The sequence below is a fragment of the aff. Roholtiella sp. LEGE 12411 genome, from assembly GCF_015206995.1.
Taxonomy (GTDB): Bacteria; Cyanobacteriota; Cyanobacteriia; order Cyanobacteriales; family Nostocaceae; genus Komarekiella.
In genome coordinates, this window is record NZ_JADEXR010000336.1 from 1 (window position 1) to 1048 (window position 1048).

The 1048-nt window shown below is 35.9% G+C and carries 1 pseudogene; it reads left to right on the plus strand.

Annotation, left to right across the window (positions count from 1 at the left end):
- Window positions 1-129: 129 nt before the first annotated feature.
- Window positions 130-900, plus strand: a pseudogene (locus tag IQ246_RS29785) (IS4 family transposase); the annotation flags it as partial.
- Window positions 901-1048: the final 148 nt, after the last annotated feature.

Here is a 1048-nt window from a genome sequence, read left to right on the forward strand (position 1 = left end):
CAGTTCAACATAGCTGACCGCCTTTTCTTTTCAGTGACTTTTCACCTGAACAGATATGTCAATTTTTTATCCATACTTTTCTAAGTATTATTTTCCGCTCGCTTATCTTTAGTCTAAACTCCAGTAAGTAAATTAGGCTCAAGTAATTTTGACGAACAAAAAGTTGTTTTCAACAAAGCACTGCCGCTTTTTAAAAATTATAAAACCGTTGTGCTAGGAGACCGCGAATTTTGTTCATTGAAATTGGCTAACTGGCTTACAGAGCAGAAAGTGTATTTTTGTTTACGTATAAAGAAAGATGCTTTTATAGAAATAGAACCGAAAATTTGGTTGCAATTAAAAGATTCAGGTTTATCGCCTGGAGTTTCATTCTTTTACCAAGGTATTAAGTATACAAAAGCTACAGGATTTATCAGCTTTAATCTTGCGGGTAAATGGAAACGGAAACGCTTTGGAGTTGCGCCAGAGGAGGGCTGGTTTATCCTAACTAATTTAGATAATTTAGATTCAGCGATTATTGCTTATAAACAACGTTTTGATATTGAAGAGATGTTTAGAGATTTTAAGAGTGGTGGTTATAACTTGGAAGATACTAATGTATCAGGGCGACGGCTAATTTCCTTAATATTATTAATCTCACTTGCCTATACAGCTGCAACTATATCTGGTCAAAAAATTAAACATAAAGGTGTTCAAAAATATGTCGGTCGAATTAAAGAATCCTTAAGGACAGTTCGCCGTCATAGCAGTTTTTATATTGGATTATATGGGTCTAACTGGGTCAATTTTATGGAAAATTCTTATGAACTGGTGGCGGAGTTAATGATATTAGCTCCTAATAAGCGAAAGTATTATCAACAAGGGGAAAGGGCTATGAGGCTTATTTTATCTGCATCCTAGCCCTTTTTGTAGCCCCGTAAGGCTAAACACTCAATGAATCTGATTCAAATCCAGCGAATTGATGAATTAGGGGAGCCGAAAACTAAACCTTTATGGTTAGTCTGGGTTGGAATATCCATGCCTGCTCTTTGGCAATTGTGGCGACTTT